This window comes from Paraburkholderia kirstenboschensis (assembly GCF_904848585.1).
Taxonomy (GTDB): Bacteria; Pseudomonadota; Gammaproteobacteria; order Burkholderiales; family Burkholderiaceae; genus Paraburkholderia; species Paraburkholderia kirstenboschensis.
In genome coordinates this window covers 449,806-466,896 of record NZ_CAJHCR010000004.1, presented here as the reverse complement: position 1 = coordinate 466,896, position 17,091 = coordinate 449,806, and the positions used below count along the sequence as shown (strand labels likewise).

Here is a 17,091-nt window from a genome sequence, read left to right as displayed (position 1 = left end):
TTTGATTATTCGTGCGTTGTTCGCGCTACGGTTAGGTTGGCTCTTCAGCGTCGCTTTTCAATCCTTCGCTTTTCAACGCTTCGCTTGCCGCTCAGTTCGTGGCGTTCGCGCCACTTGCGGCACTCGTGCCTCCCGCGCCAGTCGCCCCGTTAGTCAGGCTCGCGCGGACGCGATAGACCAGCGTCGGATCTTTGGCGACGATCGTCCAGCTTGCCGATTGACCCGCTGCCACTTTCAGACCCGGGTGGCTCGCGCTCACCTGGCGCGGCTGCGGCGGCAGTTTGCAGCCGGTGTCGGTTTGCCGCGCGGCGGGGTCCTCGAAAGTTTCCTGCGCCTCGATGGACAGCGTGACCTCGTTACTGTCCGCCTGCAGCGGCGACACCGTTAGCGTCCGCGCGAGGTCGATGCTGCCGGCCGGCTGGTCCTTGCAGCCGACGTTATGCTGAACTACCTTGTGATGCGTATCCGTGCGCGCCTGGCCGACCGTGGTGGTGCCCTCGAACGCGTCGATCTGCTGACCGTCGCGTAGTACTTGCAGCTCCCACTGCACGACCGGCTGCGGCGGCCGTTGTTGCGCCTGTGCGAGCAACGAAGTGCCAAGCAGCACGGCCACGATACTGGTTTTCCACATAAAGCAAATCTCCGGTGACTGCGTCCGGCAGGGTAGTCAGATGGCCATCTTACGCCTGATGAGCGGAACGCTTTTCTGACAGGTTAAACGGGGCCGGGTTCAGCAACAATGCATTTCCTGTTGGGCCGGTAATCCCGACGGCGCTTCCCGCGCGAGTCTCAAACAACCGGCCGTTAGCAGCAGAGCCGCACGACTGCTGGCTTGCGTGCCGATCTGTCCTCGTTAAACTGAACCTGAAACGGCGCCCGTCTTGGGTGCCGCCGAGCAGGGCCAGCCAGAACGGGGTGAGCAATGACAACAGCAATGGTCAAACAGGAAATCGCCGTGGCATCGTTCAGTCAGGTGTACGACCTCGATCAGGTCGAAACCGCGCTGAACGATCTCGGCGAAGGTGCCAACGATGCGCTACGCACAACCTACGAAAAGATGCTGAAAACCGGCAATTTGCGCTTCTGCGTCAAGCCGAACCGCATGCCGTCCATCGACGATCTGATCGACGCACTGCCGAACTTCGCCGACCCGCTCGACGACATTCGCAAGCAGGTCGCTCTCTGTCTCGAGACGGAAGACCGGCTCGAACTGATGCCGATCCTGCTGCTCGGCGACCCCGGCATCGGCAAGACACATTTCGCGAAGCAGTTAGCGCGCCTGCTCGGCACGGCTTACCATTACGTCGCGATGAGTTCGTTGACGGCTGGGTGGATTCTTTCTGGCGCGTCGTCACAATGGAAAAATGCGAAGCCGGGCAAGGTGTTCGACGCGCTCGTGAACGGCAGCTATGCAAACCCTGTCATCACGGTCGACGAAATCGACAAGGCCACCGGCGACTCGCAATACGATCCGCTCGGCGCGCTGTACGCGTTGCTGGAGCATGACACGGCACAGACTTTCATCGACGAATTCGCCGAAATTCCAATCAACGCCGGCCATGTGATCTGGATCGCCACAGCCAACGACGAGCGCTCGATTCCAGAGCCGATCATGAACCGGATGAATGTGTATGAGATTCCGCCGCCGGACCGCGACGGCGCGCGCCGGATCGCGCAATCCATTTACGCGGAAATTCGCGGCGCACACAACTGGGGTCTGCGTTTTCCGGAACAACTCGGAGATGGCGCCTTGGAGGCGCTGAAGAATGCGTCGCCTCGCGAAATGCGTCGAGCGATTCTGAACGGCTTCGGCGCCGCGCGGATCGACGGGCGCGACGAGATCGGCGGCGGCGACATCCGGCTCGACTACGGCAACCGTCGCAGACCCATCGGCTTCTGACGGCTCATGTTCGCTCCTTGCGCGCAAATCAGAGCGCTGATGCCCGAGATCCCGCCGCCCGGAAACGGCGGAGGGCATCAAGCTCTGTGCGGCGTCGTACAATTCGACGCAGCGGTTGCGAAACGGCAGTGCGTTCGCCAGCGAGCGGTGTTAGACGTTCGATGGCTGCATGCTGGCGTTATCTATATTGGTGAATGAGGCGGCGCGCGGCGAAGTCGGCTGCGTCGAGGGACATGGACCAAATCGAATGTGTCGTGATCGGCGCGGGCGTGGTCGGGCTCGCGGTGGCGCGCGCCCTGGCGGCGCGCGGGCGAGAAGTGATCGTGCTGGAAGCGGCTGAGGCGATCGGCGTAGGTACGAGTTCGCGCAACAGCGAAGTGATTCACGCGGGCATCTACTATCCGCGCGGCTCGCTCAAGGCAACGCTGTGCGTGCGGGGGCGCGAGATGCTCTACGACTACTGTGTCGAGCATAACGTGCCGCATTCGCGCTGCGGCAAGCTACTTGTAGCGACGTCGCATAATCAGATTCCGCAGCTGGAAAGCATCATGCACAAGGGCCGCGAAAACGGCGTGCTCGACCTGATGCGTATTACCGGCGACCAGGCGCAGGCGCTGGAACCTGCGCTCGAATGTGTCGCGGCGGTGTTCTCGCCGCAGACGGGCATTGTCGACAGTCATCAGCTGATGCTCGCGTTGCAAGGCGACGCCGAACGCGATGGCGCGGTGTTCGCGTTTCACTCGCCTGTGGAGGCGATCGAAGCGAGTAATGGCCGCTTCATCATCAAAGTGGGCGGCGACGCGCCCACCACCATCAGTTCGGCTTGCGTGATCAACAGCGCCGGCCTGCACGCAAACGCGCTGGCCCGCAAGATCCGCGGACTCGACGCGCGCCACGTGCCGCCGCTTTATCTCGCGCGCGGCAACTATTTCGGTATCTCGGGGCGCGCGCCGTTCAGCCGGCTGATTTATCCGATGCCCAACGAAGCGGGACTCGGCGTGCATCTGACGATCGACCTGGGCGGCCAGGCGCGTTTTGGTCCCGACGTCGAATGGGTCGATGCAATCAACTACGACGTCGATCCGCGACGCGCCGAATCTTTCTACGCCGCGATCCGCGCCTACTGGCCCGCGCTCCCCGACAATGCGTTGCAGCCCGCCTATGCAGGTATCCGTCCAAAGCTGTCGGGTCCGGGCGAACCTGCTGCCGACTTCGTGATTCAGGGGCCTGCCGCGCATGGCGTGCGCGGACTCGTCAATCTGTTCGGCATCGAATCCCCGGGACTGACTGCTTCGCTCGCGATCGCGCAACGCGTCTGCGAGTTGAGCGGGCGCGCGTGAGCAGGGCCGCTGCGTCTCACGCCACGCTGCGTCAATTCGTACCGATTCGCTTATCTCTATCATTTGAGCCGTCACGCACGGCGGCTTCATTGCTATGCTTGGGGACCGCTGTCGATAGAACGGCGATCAGTTCAATATAAACGGAGTGAGTCCCCATGAAAGCTTCCCGTCGTACGTTTTTGATCACCAGTATCGGTGTTGCCTCGTCGCTCGCGCTGTCCCGCCAGGCGTTCGCCGACGCGCCCAAGGTCGCCGAAAGCGATCCGACCGCTCAAGCGCTCGGCTACAAGGAAGACGCCAGCAAGGTCGACAAGGCGAAGTTCGCCAAATACGCGCCGGGCCAGGACTGCGGCAATTGCAGCTTCTATCAGGGCAAGGCGACAGACCCATACGCGCCGTGCCCGATGTTCGCCGGCAAGCAGGTCGCATCCAAGGGTTGGTGCAGTGCATATAACAAGAAGGCGTGAGCGCGCAGCCGACAGGCCGCGCTCAATTGCAGCGTGAAAAGCGCTGCAACATTGCGGCGCACATGCAATGAGCCATCACCCGGGCGTCTGCCGCGAAGCGCGGCAGACGCCCGCCTAAGCCAGATAGCAAACGCGTCGCCTAGCTGCGCGCTTTGATAAGCGGCGGCCGCTTGTCAAACCACGGGCGCGCCGCTTCCAGTTGGGCGGCGAGGCGCAACAGCGTCGCTTCTCCACCGTCGCGCGCGGCGAACTGCACACCGACCGGGAGTCCGCGTGCATTCCAGTAAAGCGGTATCGACATGGCCGGCTGGCCGCTCAGATTGAACAACTCCGTGCAGCCTGCCCACGCAAACGCTTTATTCGCCGCTTCGGCGAGTAGTTTCTTTAGCAGCGGTTCAAGAGGCATCGCGCTGACCGCGCGCATTTGCATGCGTTCCGCCGAAGTAGGCTGCATCTCGCCGATCCTGATTGGCGCACCCGCAAGCGTCGCACACAAGATCACGTCGTAACGCTGCAGCAGACCCGTCAAACGTTCGGTGATGCGGCGCTGTTCTTCGAGCGCAGCGGGCAGGCCGCGTTCACCGAGCTTGCGGCCCACGTGCGCCATCGCCCACGTCGAGATTTCGAACTCTTCGCGCAGCGGTTTGCGCCCGGTGATGCGTTCGGCGTTCAGCACGAGGTCTTCCGCGGTGACCGACCATAGCGTGAGAAATGCGTGTCTGACGGCCGCGAAATCGATGCCGAGCGAAATCGGCTCGATGTTATGGCCAAGCGAACTCGCGAGTTGCGCGGCGTCCTCAAGCGCGGTGCGCGCATCGGCCGAGAGGGACGGCGCGAGCATCGGCTCGGTTACGTAAGCGATGTTCAGCCGTTTGCACGGCTCGCGGCTCGCGCCGAGAAACGTACCGGGCGCGCCGAGCGGACGGTCGGCATTGCCGGCAAGAAGGTCGAGCAACAACGCACTGTCGCGCACGCTGCGCGATACGCCGTGATCGATGCCGAGTTCGCCGGCCGTGACCGCGGCGGGCATGCGCGGCACGCGTCCGCGCGAAGGCTTCAGTCCAAAGAGGCCGCAGCACGATGCAGGAATGCGGATCGAGCCGCCGCCGTCCGACGCATGCGCAAGCGGCACGATGCCGGCCGCTACTGCCGCCGCCGCACCGCCGCTGGAGCCGCCCGGCGTATGGTCGAGGTTCCACGGATTGCGGCATGCGCCAAACAGTTCGGGCTCCGTATAAGGCATCTGGCCAAGCTCGGAAGTGCTGGTCTTGCCGAAGATGTTCAACCCTGCCGCCTTGGCAAGCGCGACCACTGGTGCGTCGTCGCCGGGAATGAAGTGACGGTAGTGGCGGCTACCCATTGTCATGCGCAATCCTGCAACCGGAGCGCCGAGATCCTTGATCAGATACGGCACGCCGGCGAGCGCGGTCTGCGCGGTCGGCGTCGTTCCTGGGCTGCCGGCGTCTGCGGGATTCGCTCCGTTCGTCATGCTTGCGTCGTAACGCGATGCGCGTTCGCGGGCCGCGTCATAATCCTTCAGCACGATTGCGTTGATCGCCGGATTGACCGCCTCGGTGCGCGAGATCGCTGTGTCCACCAACTCGCGCGCGCTCGCTTCTCGAGTTCGCACGAGTTCGGCCAGGCCGATGGCGTCATGGGCAAGATAGTCTGATAGCACGACGGAGGAGCCCTCGCTGCCGAATGTTGAATGGCGGATGTTCATGTGCGCCAGCGGCTGCGGCGAACAGAACGCCGCGATCTTCCAGCCGCTCGTGGGCGCGCACAAAAGAAGACGGCGCGCTGGCGACGCGCCGTTTCTGACAGGGTAACCGACTTACGCGCAGGCGTGAGGAGCCGCGCGCATCGTGCCGACTATCGGCTCGACTTAAGCACGCTCGCCGAGGAACGTCAGCGTGCGGCCATGCGCGAGCGCCGAAGCGCGCTGGTTATACGACGCACGGTCCCAGCAGTTGAAGCCGTGATCGGCATTCGGATAGATGTGGAACTCGGTATCCGTGCGGCCCGCAAAGCGCTCCTGAATCTGACCGACGGCCGACAGCGGAATGTGCTCGTCGAGTTCGCCGTAGTGAAACTGCATCGGCACCTTGATCTTCGCGGCTTCGTCGAGCTGGTTCTGGATACCGCCGCCGTAATAGGCGACTGCGGCGTCGACGCTGCCTCGTGCCGCCGCCATATATGCAAGGCGTCCGCCGAAGCAAAAGCCGATGGCGGCGATCTTGCCGGTGACTTCGGGCATCGCGCGCAGTGCTGCGGCAGCGGCGCCGATGTCGTCGGCCGCCTCGTTCGCGTCGAGCTTCTGCATCAGTTCGATGCCCTTTGCGCGGTCGGCGCCTTCATACGTCAGCTCGACACGCGGCTGCACCCGCCAGAACACGTCCGGGGCAAGCGCGATATATCCGTCTTGCGCGTATTGATCCGCGACCGAGCGGATATGGCTGTTCACGCCGAAAATTTCCTGAATGATGATGACGGCCGGCCCCTTGCCGCTTTTGGGCAACGCCAGATAGCCGCCGAACGTGTCGTTGCCGGCAGGGATGTCGATCCATCGGGAAGTCGTGCTCATGATGTTCTCCATAGTCGCGCGTTGCTGCGCGAGTTCAGTCTGCGAATTGAGTCCAGGTCAACGCAAGAGGCTCGAATGCCTGAAGCGGGCGGTCAGTTTGCCATCAAAAGAAAGCGGCTGCAGGCAGGGTCCTCGAAGCCTTGCGCGCAGGCTTAGAAAGCCCGCATGACGGGCCTTTTAGAGGCAATCTCGTAAGGCGATTGAAACATTCTCGATAATTCATTTTTCCGTTGCGCGCGGGGCCGGTAGAGTCCACGGTAGTGGTCCGCCGCTACGAGGAGCGGGTCGCGCGAAGGAGAATCGATCATGAGTGAAGTCAATTTTGTGACGCCGTTTGCCGAGCGTTTTGCATTGCGAGTGCCGGTCGTTCAGGCGCCGATGGCGGGCGCTACCACGCCGGAGCTGGTGGCCGCAGTGTCGAATAGCGGCGGCTTGGGTACGCTGGCGGGCGCGGCGTTGTCGCCGGAGAAAATCGCAACCGATGTCGCGGCGATTCGCGCGCTCACGGATCGTCCGTTCGGCATCAATCTGTTTGTACTGGAGCCGGCCTCGCCGGACGACTCCACAGTGCGCCGCGCGCTCGAAGCAATCGACCCGGTGCGCGCGGACCTCGGCTTGCCGCCGGGCCGGCCGCTCGAACGCTATGCACCCGATTTTCGCGCGCAACTGGAGGCGCTGATCGAGTCGCGCGTGCCGGTGGTGAGCTTCACATTTGGAGTGCTGTCGAGCGAGGATGTCGCGCGGCTTCATGCCAACGGTCAATACGTAATCGGCACCGCGACGCATGTCGCCGAAGGTGTCGCATGGCGCGATGCCGGCGCCGATGCAATTGCCGCGCAGGGAGCGGAGGCGGGCGCGCATCGCGGCACGTTTATCGGCTCATTTGAAGAGGCGCTGGTCGGCACAATGGCCCTCGTGCCGCAACTCGTCGATGCAACCGGGCTGCCGGTGCTGGCCGCGGGCGGCATCATGGACGGACGCGGGATCGTCGCCGCGCTTGCGCTCGGCGCACAAGCCGCGGTAATGGGCACCGCGTTTTTGACAAGCCGCGAGAGCGCGATACCGCAGGCATGGAAAGAGCGGCTGCGTTCGATCACGGACACGTCGACTTCCGTGACGCGCGCCATCACAGGCCGTCATGCCCGCGGCATACGCAATCCGCTCATGCAGCGTTTGAGCGACGTGCCGCAGAACATCGCGCCGTATCCCGTGCAGAACGCATTGACACAAGAGTTGCGTCAAACAGCCGCCCGCGCGCAGAACGGCGACTATCTCTCGCTGTGGGCGGGGCAGGGCGCACCGTTGGGCCGTGCGCGACGCGAAGACTTCGGCGCCGCCGAGTTGATGGAGCAACTCGAGCAGGAATGGCATGCGGCAAGCGCACGTATTGCGGCATTCAGGCGCTGATCGGCATGAGTCAGGCGCGCATCGCCCCCGCTTGCTGTGCGCGTCGTTTTCACAATCAAAAGCCGCTCGAAGCTTATTCGAACCATTAACGGTTTAACCCGCTAAAAGCTTGAGGCCTGGTTCCGGGATGAACGCTTTACATAGCGGAAACCCGCATGGGCTGGTGTTCTCCGGGGCGTCATGCAGGCCGGAAGCGGTCGCTGCTGGATAAACGCTATTAGTGTTCATCCCACTTCCTCAAAAAAGTCCCACAAATTAATTTGATGGCCTACACTTGCGCGCAAGTACGGGTCGCCGCCTGCCACAAACAGTCCGGCGGACGTACTGGCCAAGTGCATGAACGATGCAACCGGCGTGGTCGTCCACGGGACTGAGCGACACGTGTAGGGGAAGCGGGGGCACAGGGCGATTACGTTGTTTTTGGGACCGAAACTGGAGACTTACATGAACATCAAGATTCAAAAGCTGTTGCCGATCAGCGCTGCGGCGATGCTGTTCGCGACGTTGGCAACATCGGCTGCGGCTGACACGGTCGTCAAGATCGGTCACGTTGCACCGTTGACTGGCGGTATCGCTCACCTGGGGAAAGACAACGAAAACGGCGCTCGCCTCGCGGTTGAAGAAATCAACGCGAAGGGCCTGACAATTGGCGGCCAGAAAGTCACGCTGCAACTCGACGCGCAAGACGACGCAGCCGACCCGCGTACCGCTACGCAGGTCGCGCAGAAGCTGGTCGACGACAAAGTCGTCGCAGTGGTCGGCCACCTGAACTCGGGTACGTCGATTCCGGCTTCGAAGATCTATAGCGATGCAGGCATCGTGCAGATCTCGCCGTCGGCAACGAACCCGGCCTACACGCAACAAGGTTTCAAGACGACGTACCGCGTCGTCGCGACCGATGCGCAACAAGGTCCGGCACTGGCGAACTACGCAGCGAAGGGTCTGAAAGTGAAGAGCGTCGCGATCGTCGACGACTCGACCGCTTATGGCCAGGGTCTCGCGAACGAATTCGAAAAGACGGCGAAGTCGCTGGGCCTGAACGTGATGTCGCATGACGCGACGAACGACAAGGCTGTCGACTTCCGCGCAATTCTGACGAAGATCAAGGGTGAAAATCCGGACGCCATCATGTACGGCGGCATGGACGCAACCGGCGGCCCGTTCGCAAAGCAAGCCAAGCAGCTCGGCCTGCGTGCGAAGGTGCTGGCAGGCGACGGCGTGTGTACCGACAAGCTGTCCGATCTGGCCGGCGACGCAACCGACAACATCGTCTGCTCGGAAGCCGGTATGGCGCTCGAGAAGATGGAAGGCGGCCCGGCGTTCCAGGCAAAGTATCTGAAGCGTTTCGGCCAGCCGATCCAGATTTACGCTCCGTTCACGTATGACGCGGTGTACATCATCGTCGACGCAATGAAGCGCTCTGGCTCGACCGATCCGTCGAAGATCCTGGCTGCAATGCCGAACACCGACTACAAGGGTGTGATCGGCCAGACGACCTTCGATTCGAAGGGCGATCTGAAGCACGGCGTGATCTCGCTGTACAACTACAAGTCGGGCAAGAAGACGCTGCTCGACGTCGTGAAGATGTAAGAGCGCATGTGCGCGGGCAGCTTGCGCTGTCCGTGAACGCATGATTAAAAAAGGCACGCGTACCGTCAGGTCGCGTGCTTTTTCTTTTGGGTGCTGCGCGTTGTTGCTACGTTGTTGCTAGATATTCAGGCGTCGTAGTACTTTCGGGCCCGCGAACGCAATCAACGCACAACACACGGCGACCACGGAAAGCCCAATCGACAGATTGGTCACTTGCGCGACTGCACCGATCACCACTGGCCCGAACAGCAGCCCGAAATATGCGAGCCCTGCGACGTGCGCGAGGCCTTCGGCTGCGTGAACGCCCTTCACGCTCGCCGCGGCCGCGAACAGCACCGGCATCATGTTGGCCAGGCCGAGGCCCATCAAAGTGAAACCGACTAGCGCGGCGACCGGAGTCGGCAGCAAGAGCGCGCCGATCATTCCTGCGAGCGCAAGGGTTGCGCTGCCCATCACGAGTTGCGGAGCGCCGAAGCGGGCACGCACGGCGTCGCCGGCAAAACGGGCCGCTGCCATGCCGCCGGAAAACGCCGCGTAGGCGGCGCTAGCAAGAGCCGGCGTGGCGAGGACGACGTCGCGCATATACACAGTTGCCCAGTCGTACATCGCGCCTTCCGCGATCAGCGCGACGAGCGCCATGATGCCGAGCGCCCACAACGCCGGCGAGCGCCAGCGATTGGCGCGCGGCGTCCCGGAATCCGGATGTTCGTCGTGCGGTACGTGCGGCAACACTGCCGGACACGCCGCGATCAACACCAGCGCGCTGACGGTGGCCGCCAATGCCAGATGCACGGCCGGCGCCATGCCATGCGCGAGCAGCGCGCCGCCCGCCGCCGCGCCGAACATTCCGCCGACGCTGAACATGCCGTGCAACGACGACATGATTGGCTTGCCCAGCGCCTTTTCGACGGCGCTGGCTTCTGCGTTCATCGCGACGTCGAGCGTGGCCATGCCCGCGCCGAACGTTGCCAGCACGATCAGCAAAAGCCAGTAAAACGGCACCACCAGGATCAATGCGGCGCAGACCGCCATCACGAGGCCGCCGGTCAGGCAGGCGCGGCGTGTGCCGACGCGCGCGATCCACGAAGCATTGGCTGCCATCGCGCCGATCGAGCCGCCAGCGACGGCAAGAAGCGCCAGCGACAGCAATGCTGGACTAAGCTGAAAACGGTCGCGCACGGTCGGCACGTGCACGCCCCACGACCCGTACACCATTCCGGCGATAAAAAACACTGCCATGGTCGCAATGCGGGCTCGCTGACGGACTGTGTAGGACAGGTCTCGGTGAGCAGCGGGGATGGCGGCGAAGTCGGGAGATCGATCGGACACGGAAGTCTCGTGAAGAAAGGTGCGGGAGAAAGCGCACTGAAAGCGAATTTCCGATTCTAACCAGGCGCGCTGTCTTATGCTTGAAGCGCTTGAAGCCATGAAAGTGTACGTCGGAGGCGATTGGCCCCGACTGCAAGCCCTAGCGCGGGCCGCGAGCGGCAGGTCAAGCGTCCCCTCCTGTAACTGCATTTGTGGTCTCCGGAGAGCAGAGATCATTCATCAAGGAAGGCAATTGAACATTCCCGCACAAGCTCCATTGCACCTGCTGCATACCTCCGCCGTCGGTACGCTTGCGACGCACGCTCGCCAGCCCGAAGGTTTCCCCTATCCGTCCGTGCTGCCATTCGCGCCGGACGAGCGCCACCGGCCTACGATCCTGGTGAGCCGGCTCGCCGAGCATACGCACAATCTGCACGCAGATCCGCGAGCCGGCTTTCTCGTCGTCGACGCGCCCGACGGCGACGTACTCAATGGTCAGCGCGTCACCTTGCTGGGCACGTTTGAACCGGTCGATCCGGCGCCGGAACTCGTCGCGCGTTATCTGCGCTATCACCCTGACGCGGAGCGCTATCTCGTTCTCGGCGACTTTACGTTCTGGACCATGACGCTCGATCGTCTGCGCTATATCGGCGGGTTCGGCGCAATGGGGTGGCTCGGCGGCGACGAACTGGACCCGCTGCCTGCGCTGGAAGCCGATCAGGAAGAAGCGCTCATAGGAGAATTCGCCGATGGGTTTTCAAACCGCTCTGGTTATCAGCTCATTGGCATAGACCGGTATGGCGCCGATTTAAGACAAGGTGGGCTGCGCAAACGTTTCGCCTTCGAGAGCGGTAAGCCGGATCTGGCAACCTTGCACGCGGCGCTAGAAGATTGCATGCGGCGGCAAACCAATTAGGCGTTTATTGCCGATTCGGGAAAACCTTATCGCAGAAAAACGGCGGGAAGCGCCGCTGCAATATGTTACGTCGTCTCATATCAAAGCTTTCATGAAATGAGATGTTTGGCCGGTGAAACGTATCTTAATTTTCATCTGCTGATAATTAATCCCATAATTACCGACGCAAGATAGTCTTTCGCTGCAATATGCGGACGTGGCGAAATGAAAGGGAGCGCGCGGACACGGGGCCGCGACGAAAGTTTTTGAAACGAAGAAGTATTAGTTTTACGCCGATGCATTTGTAGTCTTTCTATTTTGTGTTAATCTCGCGTGCAAATTCCGAGGCATGAACACCTTCAAAGGGCAAGCTGGCTTAAGACTGGCAGTCGTTAATTCAAACCATAAGGGAACCTATGTCTTCCTACAAGGAACTACTCGCGCAGCGAGAGAAGCTTGAAAAGCAGATCGAAGAGGCTAAGTCGCGCGAATACGCCGAAGTGCTCAACGAAATCAAACAGAAAATGGCCGACTACGGCATCTCCCTTAGCGAACTGGGTGGCGGCCGCGCACCTAAAGGCGCCAAAGCCGCTCGTCCGCGCGCCGGCGTCGCACCAAAATACCGTGACCCGGAAAGCGGCAGCACGTGGTCCGGGCGTGGCAAACCGCCGCGGTGGATTGCCGGTTTGGATCGCGAGAAGTTTCTGATTCAAAAGTAATCCCTTAGGGAATTACTCAGATGTAAATGGCTGCCCCGTTAAATGTAATACGAATACGAGTCGGTTGCGAGAGCGCTTCAGCCTCGCCGAGAAAGGTCGCGTGCTGTTCTGAACGCGGCCTTTTTATTGTCGCGCCGAACGCGCTGCAAGTTGCCGTGCGCCGCCACTTCGCGTAATTGGAATGCGAATGCTTTTCGTTTTCATAAGCGGCTGATTTTTATAGATGTTTTTCCGGTCAGCGCGGTTTATGAAGGCCCGGCGGGTAGAATGTAGGCATTGAACTCCTGCTTCCTTCAAGATGCCTTCCGCCGCCGTTGAGTCCGCCGAGAAACACCGCGTCGCGCGCAAAAGTACGTTTGTGAGTATTGCGCTGAATGCGGTATTGATGGCGCTGCAAATCGCCATCGGCGTGTTCGCGCACTCGCAGGCACTCGTGGCAGACGGCATCCATTCTCTTGCCGATCTGATTTCGGATTTTGTCGTGCTGTTTGCCAATCGGCACAGCGGCGCGAAGCCGGACGCGGATCACAATTACGGGCATAGCCGTTACGAAACGGTCGCTTCGTTATTTCTCGGCGCGCTGCTGATCGCTGTCGGCGTCGGTATGTTGTGGCGTGCAGGCACTCGTCTCGCCGATCTGGACAGCATTCCAGCCGTTCATCTGAGCGCTCTGTTCGTGGCAGTGCTCGTGCTCTTCTCCAAAGAAGGATTGTTCCGCTACATGCTGCGGGAAGCGCAGCGCGTGCGCTCAGCCATGCTGATTGCGAACGCGTGGCATGCGCGCTCGGACGCGGCATCGTCGCTGGTGGTCGCGCTCGGTATTCTCGGCAGTCTCGCCGGCGTGCGCCTGCTCGATCCGATCGCCGCCGCGATCGTCGGTTTCATGGTGGCGCGCATGGGCTGGATGTTCGGGTGGGACGCGCTGCAGGATCTGTCCGACCGCGCGTTAGACGAAGCCGCCACTGCCGACATGCGCGCGCTGCTGCTGTCGACGCCCGGCGTGCGCGACGTCCACGAATTGCGCACGCGAAAAATGGGCGATTTCGCGCTAGTCGACGCACATATCCTGGTTGATCCGCTGATCTCGGTGTCCGAGGGGCATTACATCGCTGAGAGTGCACGCCTGCGTGTGTTGACCGACAACCGCGTGCTCGACGCGCTGATCCATGTCGATCCCGAGAACGATGCCGTCGCGCATCCGCCGGTGGGTTTGCCGTCACGCGAGCGGATCGTTGCTGATGTCAACGTGGCATTGGCGGCGGGCGGCCTCAAGGCGGCAGCGGTGAACATCCACTACCTCAGCACAGGGCTCGACGTCGAAGTCGTGCTGCCCGTTCAGCCATTGCACGACAACGACAGCGACAACGACCACGAGAGCACCGGAGCGCTAGAGCGTGTCGACCTCGCCGCGCTGAAGCGCCGCCTCGGCGCGCGCAAGCTCGATGTATTGCGCGAACTCAACACGCCGTCGACGCAAAGCGGTTCGTCGACGCAACTCGGCGCGGGCGCGCATCGTCACAAGAGCACCGTGGTCCCGCATGGCACCAGCTGAGCCGTGCAAGAACGCAAGCCGACGCAAGGCGCGGCCGTGCCGCGCGCAACTGCGAGCCGCGCTCAATGAGGCGCCGCGCGCAGCAGCACCGGCTCGAGCTTCATCTGCACGGTCGACGGCTACTTAACAGCGCGGATCACAGCGGCAATTGCGTATCGAATTTGATTTCGCGCAGCACGACGCTCGTGCGTACCTGAGCAACCGCGGGAATCTTGAAGATGCGTTCGTGCAGAAACGTGTCGTACGCCTTGATGTCCGGCGCGACGATCTTGAGGATGTAATCGGACTCGCCGGTCGTGCTGTAGCACTCGGTCACTTCGGGGCAAGTGGCGATTTCCCGCTCGAACTGTTCGACGCCGCCCTCGGTATGACGCGTGAGGTGAATGTGCGCGAGCGCGCACACGTGCAGCCCCAGTTTTTCGCGATCCAGTAGCGCGGTGTAGCGCTGGATCACGCCCGATTGCTCCATGTCCTTGATGCGCCGCCAGCAAGGCGTGCTCGACAGACCGACCTGGTCGGATATTTCTTGCACCGAGCGGCGTGCATCTAGCTGCAAAAGGCGCAGGATTTTTTGAGAGAACGTATCGAGTGTCAACTGCGCCTCCGTTGGCGTCGCCGTATCACCGCATGGTAGAGGGCGCGAAAACGAAACGCAATGCAAAACGGCCTGAGCGAGGGAGATTACCTAATTTGCTGGTTCCTCAGCGGGATTTTGTCCTGAGGCGTCCCCTTCTACACTGGCAGCTAGGCCCGCGGCCTGCATTGCGCGCAGATCCTTCAGCATGTTGCAGAAAAGCGCGCCTTGCTCGATCGCGTCGTCGAGCGCCACGTGCGTATGTGGATGCTCGTCGAACCAGTGTTTTGGAAAGCGCGGCTTGATGTTCTTGCGATACGGCAAGCCGGTCATTGCGAAGGCGAGTGTCTTGATGTCGAGCGCCGACCACGAGAACGGGCAACGGCCGACAAAACGCATCATGTACCAGAACATGTACGTGAAGTCGAAGCCGGCCGGCATGGCGACGAACACGGGCTTGCCGGGCAGCGCCTCGACCCAGTCGACATACGCCGCGAGCGCCGCCTCCGGACGCTGCAAGTCCGTGCGGCAGGCCGCCCAGGCTTCCGGCTGTGTCTTCCACCACGCTTCTTGCACGGGATGCGGCGCGGCGCCCTCAAGCAATTCCAGATTCGCGGAGAAAGTGGCGATGAGTTGCTTGTCTTCCGTATAGGCGGCCGATGCGAAGCTCAGCATCGAATGCGGACCGGGAATCGGGCCGTCCGCTTCGACGTCGGTACTGACATAGATTTCGCTGCTCATGCGACGACTCCGTCGGCAACATAGGGATTGCTACGCCGCTCCGCGCCGAATGTCGACGTGGGACCGTGGCCCGGGACAAAGGTGACGTCGTCGCCGAGCGGCCAGAGCTTTTCACGAATCGAGCGCACCAGATCCGCGTGATTGCCACGCGGGAAATCCGTGCGGCCGATCGAGCCTGCGAACAGCACGTCGCCGACTAGCGCTAGCCGGTGCGCGCGGCTAAAGAACACCACGTGGCCGGGCGTATGCCCCGGGCAGTGATAGACCTCGAGCGTCTCGTCGCCGAACTGCACCGTGTCGCCATTGTCGAGCCACTGGTCGGGCTCGAACGCTTCGGCCGCCGGAAAACCAAAGCGCGTGCTCTGATCGGGCAGTTTGTCGAGCCAGAAGCGTTCGTCAGGATGCGGGCCTTCGATCGGCACTCCGTAATACGTGGCGAGCGTCTTTGCACCGGCGCAGTGGTCGATATGACCGTGCGTCAGGAAGACTTTCTCGACGCTCACGTTCTGGCGCGCGATCTCAGCCTGAATGACGTCGAGGTCGCCGCCCGGATCGACGACGGCCGCGCGCCCAGTCGCCTCGCAAACGAGCAACGAGCTGTTTTGCTGGAACGGCGTAACGGGGATCAAGGTGACTTTCATGAATGACGGCGCCGCGGGGAAAACGTTGATTGTACCGGCGTCTCAACGCACTGCGCCGACGTTCGCGGGCGCCCGCGAGTGCTTGCACCGAAGTGTTTTGTCTGCTGATTTTTGCAGCAATGGTGAAGATTCATCAAGGTTTTCAGTCGCTTAGCAACACAGCATTCTGTTTTGGGTATAATGGACCCCATGCACGAGGAATCGTGCTGCCACAAGGCGATGCGTCCCCATCAAAAATGGGAGCGCGGATCGCCACTCAAGTATGGGCTGTCGCGGTTATGGGCGGCCATCAGGTATCGAGCTTTCGATGCACACGTCTTGCCCAGCCAGGCGCCGCGCGCCTGCTATGACTCTTACGGTCGTGACGCTGGGTGGGGCCTACGCCGCCGTTCCTGCGCGCTGAGTCTCGCACGCAAGAACGTGTTTGCCACGTTCGATGGCGGCATGTGGGGTCTGGTCAGGCTGCCGGGGACAGGTTGCGCCAGACGTGAAAATTAACCGTGCGGTAGCGGCTGAATGAGCCGCATCCGGGCTTTGACGTTCTGCGCTCGTCTGCGCGGCGCGTTGTCGTCCTTTGCCGCCGGAGTCGCAGGCAACACGCTCAACTACGCGTGATGCGGCTCGACAATTTGATTGCACGTCTTATGAAAACTCGGTTATCCCGTAGTCTGGGGACTCTTTTTGCCTTTTTTGTGCTGGCCGGTTGCGCCACGCCGCCGGGCGCCGACAACAGCGTCGCAAGCGCTGTGCCGCTCCGCACAAAGAACGCGCAAGCAGCGTCTTTCGGACCGCAAGCCTACGGCAGCGCGCCGGCATCCGCCGATGCTGCCGCGCAGGGGCCGTCGCTGGCCGATGCGAAGCCGCTTTCGGATGACAGTACCGGTGTCTCGGACTTTCATCAGACCGGCCGCGCCTCGTGGTACGGCCGCGGCTTCCATGGCCGCCGCACCGCCAATGGCGAGCGTTACGACATGCACGCGCTGACTGCAGCGCATCGCACGTTGCCGCTTGGGTCGTATGTGCGAGTGACGAATCCCGCCACTTCGCGCTCCGTTGTCGTGCGAATCAACGACCGCGGCCCGTACGCGCGCGGCCGTGTGATCGACCTGTCGATGGCGGCAGCGAATGTGCTCGATATGCGCCACGCGGGCACCGCGCGCGTGAAGATCGAAGGTTTGACGCAGGACGAAGCGCGCCTGGCGCGTGACGAAACGCTGGCCTCCGACTCGGGCTCCATCGCGCAGAAGTAATACGCGCACGGCGCTGTTTGCGTCGTTCGGCATGGCAAACGACGCCTGCCTGTAGAAAAAAGAAGGGCCGCTCATGCGCATGGGCGGCCCTTTTTGTTTGAGTTTGTGCGGCTGCGCGTACGT

16 protein-coding genes are annotated in these 17,091 nt (G+C 62.0%); 9 read left to right on the top strand and 7 right to left on the bottom strand.

Translation table 11 applies throughout. From position 1 onward, the window contains the following. Positions 1–91: 91 nt before the first annotated feature. Entirely contained in the window at positions 92–631 is a 540-nt protein-coding gene (locus tag JMY24_RS14800; protein WP_128594073.1) for a hypothetical protein, read from the bottom strand. Between the two features lie 291 nt (positions 632–922). Here JMY24_RS14800 and JMY24_RS14795 point away from each other — a divergent pair, with 291 nt between their 5' ends. From JMY24_RS14795 to JMY24_RS14785, 3 genes are all read left to right on the top strand, one after another. After that, a complete protein-coding gene (locus JMY24_RS14795; RefSeq protein ID WP_128594074.1) occupies positions 923–1,900 on the top strand; it encodes an AAA family ATPase in 978 nt (325 codons plus the stop codon). Positions 1,901–2,133: 233 nt separating this feature from the next. Next, positions 2,134–3,240: an NAD(P)/FAD-dependent oxidoreductase gene (locus JMY24_RS14790; RefSeq protein ID WP_128594075.1), complete on the top strand. Its 1,107-nt coding sequence runs from the start codon at positions 2,134–2,136 to the stop codon at positions 3,238–3,240. Positions 3,241–3,395: 155 nt separating this feature from the next. Then, complete coding sequence (locus JMY24_RS14785) at positions 3,396–3,707, top strand: high-potential iron-sulfur protein (RefSeq protein ID WP_128586217.1); 312 nt, start codon at positions 3,396–3,398, stop codon at positions 3,705–3,707. 139 nt (positions 3,708–3,846) lie between these two features. Here JMY24_RS14785 and JMY24_RS14780 read toward each other — a convergent pair whose 3' ends face one another. Beyond that, the gene (locus JMY24_RS14780; RefSeq protein WP_201702351.1) at positions 3,847–5,385 is read right to left on the bottom strand and encodes an amidase; all 1,539 of its coding nucleotides are present in this window, start codon (positions 5,383–5,385) and stop codon (positions 3,847–3,849) included. A gap of 207 nt (positions 5,386–5,592) precedes the next feature. Further along, positions 5,593–6,291, bottom strand: a complete 699-nt coding sequence (locus JMY24_RS14775) for a dienelactone hydrolase family protein (RefSeq protein ID WP_128594077.1) — start codon at positions 6,289–6,291, stop codon at positions 5,593–5,595. Positions 6,292–6,597: 306 nt separating this feature from the next. Between JMY24_RS14775 and JMY24_RS14770 the strand changes: the two genes are divergently transcribed. Both JMY24_RS14770 and JMY24_RS14765 read left to right on the top strand, forming a co-directional pair. Continuing rightward, the gene (locus JMY24_RS14770; RefSeq protein ID WP_128586215.1) at positions 6,598–7,698 is read left to right on the top strand and encodes an NAD(P)H-dependent flavin oxidoreductase; all 1,101 of its coding nucleotides are present in this window, start codon (positions 6,598–6,600) and stop codon (positions 7,696–7,698) included. A 444-nt stretch (positions 7,699–8,142) separates the two neighbouring features. Further along, positions 8,143–9,288 (top strand): branched-chain amino acid ABC transporter substrate-binding protein, encoded by a 1,146-nt coding sequence (locus JMY24_RS14765; RefSeq protein WP_128586214.1) that lies wholly within the window; start codon positions 8,143–8,145, stop codon positions 9,286–9,288. Positions 9,289–9,405: 117 nt separating this feature from the next. Here the strand turns inward: JMY24_RS14765 and JMY24_RS14760 are convergent, their stop codons facing one another. Then, positions 9,406–10,617 (bottom strand): MFS transporter, encoded by a 1,212-nt coding sequence (locus tag JMY24_RS14760; protein ID WP_201702311.1) that lies wholly within the window; start codon positions 10,615–10,617, stop codon positions 9,406–9,408. A 232-nt stretch (positions 10,618–10,849) separates the two neighbouring features. Here JMY24_RS14760 and JMY24_RS14755 point away from each other — a divergent pair, with 232 nt between their 5' ends. The 3 genes from JMY24_RS14755 to JMY24_RS14745 all read left to right on the top strand — a co-directional run bounded on the left by JMY24_RS14755 (position 10,850) and on the right by JMY24_RS14745 (position 13,762). Then, entirely contained in the window at positions 10,850–11,512 is a 663-nt protein-coding gene (locus tag JMY24_RS14755; protein WP_128594078.1) for a HugZ family pyridoxamine 5'-phosphate oxidase, read from the top strand. A gap of 395 nt (positions 11,513–11,907) precedes the next feature. Next, a complete protein-coding gene (locus JMY24_RS14750) occupies positions 11,908–12,210 on the top strand; it encodes an H-NS histone family protein (RefSeq protein ID WP_020067195.1) in 303 nt (100 codons plus the stop codon). Positions 12,211–12,508: 298 nt separating this feature from the next. Continuing rightward, positions 12,509–13,762: a cation diffusion facilitator family transporter gene (locus JMY24_RS14745; RefSeq protein WP_201702308.1), complete on the top strand. Its 1,254-nt coding sequence runs from the start codon at positions 12,509–12,511 to the stop codon at positions 13,760–13,762. A 136-nt stretch (positions 13,763–13,898) separates the two neighbouring features. Here JMY24_RS14745 and JMY24_RS14740 read toward each other — a convergent pair whose 3' ends face one another. From JMY24_RS14740 to JMY24_RS14730, 3 genes are all read right to left on the bottom strand, one after another. Further along, positions 13,899–14,357 carry an Lrp/AsnC family transcriptional regulator gene (locus JMY24_RS14740; protein ID WP_006050474.1) on the bottom strand — a complete coding sequence of 153 codons (459 nt, stop codon included), beginning with the start codon at positions 14,355–14,357 and terminating at the stop codon, positions 13,899–13,901. Positions 14,358–14,447: 90 nt separating this feature from the next. Beyond that, a complete protein-coding gene (locus tag JMY24_RS14735) occupies positions 14,448–15,077 on the bottom strand; it encodes a 3'-5' exonuclease family protein (RefSeq protein WP_128589039.1) in 630 nt (209 codons plus the stop codon). Beyond that, positions 15,074–15,718, bottom strand: a complete 645-nt coding sequence (locus tag JMY24_RS14730) for an MBL fold metallo-hydrolase (protein ID WP_128594079.1) — start codon at positions 15,716–15,718, stop codon at positions 15,074–15,076. Before JMY24_RS14730 ends, JMY24_RS14735 begins: the two co-directional genes overlap by 4 nt. A 644-nt stretch (positions 15,719–16,362) precedes the next feature. Between JMY24_RS14730 and JMY24_RS14725 the strand changes: the two genes are divergently transcribed. Then, positions 16,363–16,968 (top strand): septal ring lytic transglycosylase RlpA family protein, encoded by a 606-nt coding sequence (locus JMY24_RS14725; protein WP_413231247.1) that lies wholly within the window; start codon positions 16,363–16,365, stop codon positions 16,966–16,968. The last annotated feature ends 123 nt before the right edge of the window (positions 16,969–17,091 follow it).